Genomic DNA, 4,399 nt, shown 5'->3' with positions numbered 1-4,399 from the left:
ATTTTGAGATCTAAATATAGTACACTAAATATAATAATACTAAAACCTGCGAAAGAATTTGGAAGGAATATGCCAGCTGATTCAGCCATACAATATGTAAGCTTCTCTCTTGCTGAAGAAACGTATGCATATGAGGTTAAGCTGGTCAGAGAGATAATTACCTATCGAGAACCAACCCCTGTTCCTGGGTCAAACCCCGAAATAGCAGGCATCTTAAATGTTCGCGGTGAAATCGTTCCGGTACTTTCTGCTGAGAAACATATACAGGTAAGCACTGCAGAAGCCCATCAAAGAATTCTCATTCTAGACTCAAGCCGTGGCGCCGCTGGAATAGCCGTCGAGCACGTGGGCGAAATCTTTCTAGTTGAGCCAAGCAAAATCAATATCGAAGCAGATTCCTCAAAAAATGTTGTAGGAACAGTCTTGCATAGGGATAATCTAGTTATCTTATTAGAGGGGCTTTGAGAGACCTCTGCTACTTAATACCAAGTTTATGAGGACTGTCCATTGGATCATATCGAAGAAGTTTTGGTTTCCCTTCGTCGCGTTATTCGGGCGACAGACCTCCACTCCAAACATTTAGCCAAAACAACCGGGCTAACAGCACCACAGATTCTCTTGCTGCAAACGATAAGAAATAAGGGCGAAGTGAGCATTGGTGAACTGGCACATGACATGAGCTTGAGCCAAGCTACCGTCACAACCATTCTTGACCGCTTGGAAAAGCGCGAATTTGTCTATCGAGAAAGGTCCAAGGAAGATAAGCGTAAGGTCCACGCCTACTTAACCGATGCGGGCTTAGAAGTTTTAAAGGATGCCCCCACCCCTCTCCAGGACCAATTTGCCAAACAATTTAATGACCTTCAGGAGTGGGAGCAAACGATGATTATTTCAAGTCTGCAACGCGTTGCCCAAATGATGGATGCACAGCATATTGATGCGTCTCCTGTCTTGGATGTCGGCGTGCTCGATAGGCAGGACATGGCTGGAAACTCGCCTGATGCCTATGAAGGAAAGTGATCACCTAAACGCATGTTTGGCTATGTCATGCCCTGCATTGTAATCTGTAGCGTCTATGAACTTACCGTCCAGCTACTTCGCCGACTTAACGGGAACGATTACCTACAATCATACCCGGTGCATATTTCTCAAGCCAATAACGAATTCGTCGAACCAAATTTTTCTGTGGCCCTTCAGATAAATTAAACGCATAGTCCACTTGCATATAGTTAATTGCGCCAGCCACGTTTGCCGATGCCAAGCGCGCTTTGACAGAACTTTCATCTTCCACCGAATTAACCATCTCCAAGACGGGTGGCTGGAAGTTTTGCCCTAAATGCTCTGCCAGATCGACTTGTAAAGGTTCATCAAACTCAGGGTCAACCAGTACCAGAGCAAAGCCTTTATTACTAAATGTCCCCTGCTTTTGCTTGAGATACTCAAAGGCAATGTTGGCTGAAGCGCGATAGGCTAACAAAACAATATTCTGATAGCCTTGCTGCTGTAAGTACGAAATACCAGCGTTCACGTGCGCAAGCGCTTTGTCTTGGTAGGGAATTGCTTTTAGCTGCTTTTCTTTATCGGCAAGGTCTATATCAACAGGTTTATCTGGATCAGAACTGTCTTCGGTAACTGCATCGTCTTTGTCTGCCGCTTGCTCACTTTTTTCCGCCTCACCATCTGACTTATCTTTTCCACTATCCTCGTTTTTGGCTGTCTTGTTGTTTAATGCTTCTGCCAAAGCAGGGCTTAGTTCAAGCTCATCAAATTTCTTTACTGGTAAAGCTCGCTCTGGGACTTTGTCTATGGAAGCGCCTGGTAATGAGAGCGCCAAGGTATACCAACCCGCCTCTGGAAGCCCACTGCGTACAGGCCTTATTACTTGAGGCCAGTCCGCATGCTGGCCGATACCAGGAACCAATAAAACAGCACCATGTTGTTGCGGCTTTTGAGAAGGTCTTTGTAAAGCCAGAACCTGAACACTTCCAGCAGAAGAACCACCTTCAGGTATGGGGTACTCAACATCCAGCCAAACTACTTCTTTTTGCCTCAATTCCGATATCAGGGCTTGCTGAGTCACCTTATCTAGATCTATATGTCCAACTCTAAGCGCCTCACTCTTGGTTTCACTTTCTTCTTTGCCTTCAGAGGCGTCAGGTGCATCTTCCGCCAGCACCATGCTAGAACTGAATATAAGAGTAACAAGAGCAAGGCAAAACCATTTCATATAAAAACTCATCTTAGTGACACTCGGAGGCACAAACCTATCATCAATAGGCTTAACACTTTACTTATCGGCAACTAAACTATTCGCACCAGCGCTTCTACGTTAGAATAGCGCAAATTATTAATTCCGAGGAAACCATGAGCCAATTTTTGATCGCCCCCTCTATTCTTTCTGCCGACTTTGCACGCCTAGGTGAAGAAGTCGAGAATGTTCTCGAAGCCGGTGCTGATATCGTTCACTTCGATGTGATGGATAATCATTATGTCCCTAACCTGACAATTGGCCCAATGGTTTGTGAGGCGCTTCGAAAGCACGGCGTGACAGCTCCAATTGATGCTCACCTAATGGTGAAGCCAGTCGATGATATGATCAAAAGCTTTATCGATGCTGGTGCGACCTATATCACCTTTCATCCAGAGGCTTCTGAGCATATTGATCGCTCATTACAACTCATCAAAGATGGTGGCTGCAAGGCGGGCTTAGTTTTTAACCCGGCTACCCCCTTACACTACCTTGACCATACCCTTGACCAGCTCGATATGGTTTTGCTCATGTCCGTTAACCCCGGATTTGGCGGCCAAAAGTTTATTCCTGGTACACTCGATAAACTTCGACAAGCACGCAAGTTGATTAATGATTCAGGTAAAGATATCCGATTGGAAATTGACGGTGGCGTCAATATCAACAATATAGCCGAGATAGCACAAGCTGGTGCCGACACTTTTGTTGCCGGCTCAGCCATATTCAATACCGATGACTATCAGGCAACCATCGCAGCAATGAGAGCCAAGTTAGCTGGCATTTCCTAGCCCAAACGTCATCCAAGGCGCTCAGCTTGTTGCAAAACCGAGCGCCTACTTCCCCTAACTTCGCATTTTAGCGCCCCGGCGTATTTGACCAAGTAAGAGTAACCCCAAGCCCAGCAGGCTTAAGCTGGCAGGTTCTGGTACCGATACCACATCAGGGTTTGAACCCGGCTCAGTGAATGTCGGAATATCTGGTACGACAGGACCAGAAACAATAGGCGCCTGATAAAGTTGATCGGTATTAAAAGCCCCTTGGGAAGCTTGCCCCAAGACCCAAGCAAACGCTTCAGAGCTTTCTCCTGTGCCACTTAACTGTATTGAGCTACCCAAAGCCGTAGACGGTGACTCTACAACGCCAACATCGATACTTGTGGCGCCCAAAGCTGAACCATTTGTTGCGACAAGGGAGCCTTCGTAGCTAATAAACTGTACTAAGTCGCCCAGATTATTTACCAAGGCAATACCATCATTGCCACCATTTTGCAGACCACCAGAGCCGGTAAAGGCTAACACACCATAGCCTGCCTGCTGATCGGAAAAACTACCAGATAAGTCCCATGACATATAACGTCGGCCATTATTGCCATTATAAAACTCGAGTTGCCAACCAAGTAAGTCTGTACCACTTAAGCCTGCTATTTCAACAAACTCATTTTGATCAGCCCCCTGATTATCATAGTGAAACTCATTGATATAAACAGGTAAAGCTTGAAGTGATGAGGAAGCCAATAACACAGATAGCGCCATCGTTGGGCGCTTAAGAAAGTTCTTCATTTTTAAGTCCTTTTAAAAAGTATAGAAATAGATTCTGCAAACATCCTGTTCGCATTGAGCTAAGGATTCCTAGCCCTCAATTAATATACCTGTCTTAGCAAAAAAATGTAGTCTTTTTTAGCTTAAGCAGCTGCCTTGGCTAAAATTGCTATATTTAAAGCTATGAGAGTCTCAAATAGCGAGCTAGCATGCACCCTGAGCTATTGATTCACTCACAGGCCTGAGGTAATCTGTAGGCCGTTTTATACCTATTAATTGATTAGAGTAGAGAGACTGTTCAGTGTCTACATCCGTTCATAATTTCGCAGCCCTTCGTGCGCTGCTTCCCTGCCGCTGGCGAAGCTAGCTAATTGAGCACGCGCTCGTTCAATATTTGCAGCTCCTGCGCTGTATACCGCTTCGTTTTAATTAATAGATTATGAATTTAGTTAGGAACACCCTATGACACCTGAGCATTTTTCACAACTAGCGGCTCAAGGCTACAATCGCATTCCTGTCACGCGTGAAGTCTTGGCTGACCTCGATACGCCCTTAAGTACTTATCTTAAACTCGCTAACGGCACCTATTCTTATTTACTAGAGTCTGTTCATG

The 4,399-nt window shown here is 45.3% G+C and carries 5 protein-coding genes; 3 read left to right on the top strand and 2 right to left on the bottom strand.

Annotated features, from left to right (window positions below):
• Together A3761_RS18555 and A3761_RS18550 are read left to right on the top strand one after the other, a co-directional pair.
• Positions 1 to 465: chemotaxis protein CheW (locus A3761_RS18555; protein ID WP_231881258.1), on the top strand; the 465-nt coding region annotated here is incomplete at its 5' end.
• Between the two features lie 42 nt (positions 466 to 507).
• Positions 508 to 1,020 (top strand): MarR family winged helix-turn-helix transcriptional regulator, encoded by a 513-nt coding sequence (locus A3761_RS18550; protein WP_068512375.1) that lies wholly within the window; start codon positions 508 to 510, stop codon positions 1,018 to 1,020.
• 85 nt (positions 1,021 to 1,105) lie between these two features.
• On the opposite strand, the gene A3761_RS18545 is transcribed toward A3761_RS18550, so the two are convergent.
• Positions 1,106 to 2,227, bottom strand: coding sequence for a DUF3530 family protein (locus tag A3761_RS18545; protein ID WP_068554205.1), 1,122 nt, complete (start codon positions 2,225 to 2,227; stop codon positions 1,106 to 1,108).
• Positions 2,228 to 2,364: 137 nt separating this feature from the next.
• On the opposite strand from A3761_RS18545, the gene rpe reads away from it, so the two are divergent.
• A complete protein-coding gene (gene rpe / locus A3761_RS18540) occupies positions 2,365 to 3,036 on the top strand; it encodes a ribulose-phosphate 3-epimerase (RefSeq protein WP_068513466.1) in 672 nt (223 codons plus the stop codon).
• Between the two features lie 54 nt (positions 3,037 to 3,090).
• On the opposite strand, the gene A3761_RS18535 is transcribed toward rpe, so the two are convergent.
• Entirely contained in the window at positions 3,091 to 3,807 is a 717-nt protein-coding gene (locus tag A3761_RS18535) for a PEP-CTERM sorting domain-containing protein (protein WP_068514453.1), read from the bottom strand.
• Positions 3,808 to 4,399 lie beyond the last annotated feature (592 nt).

It is taken from the genome of Oleiphilus sp. HI0123, assembly GCF_001635315.1.
The sequence above is the reverse complement of the archived record's forward strand: the minus strand, read 5'-3'. Positions and strand labels throughout refer to the sequence as shown.

What these genes read in the sequence shown, in the direction of transcription:
- A3761_RS18535 (WP_068514453.1), bottom strand. Translation starts at nt 3,807, where the DNA reads ATGAAGAACTTTCTTAAGCGCCCAACGATGGCGCTATCTGTGTTATTG.
- A3761_RS18545 (WP_068554205.1), bottom strand. Translation starts at nt 2,227, where the DNA reads ATGAAATGGTTTTGCCTTGCTCTTGTTACTCTTATATTCAGTTCTAGC.
- rpe (WP_068513466.1), top strand. Translation starts at nt 2,365, where the DNA reads ATGAGCCAATTTTTGATCGCCCCCTCTATTCTTTCTGCCGACTTTGCA.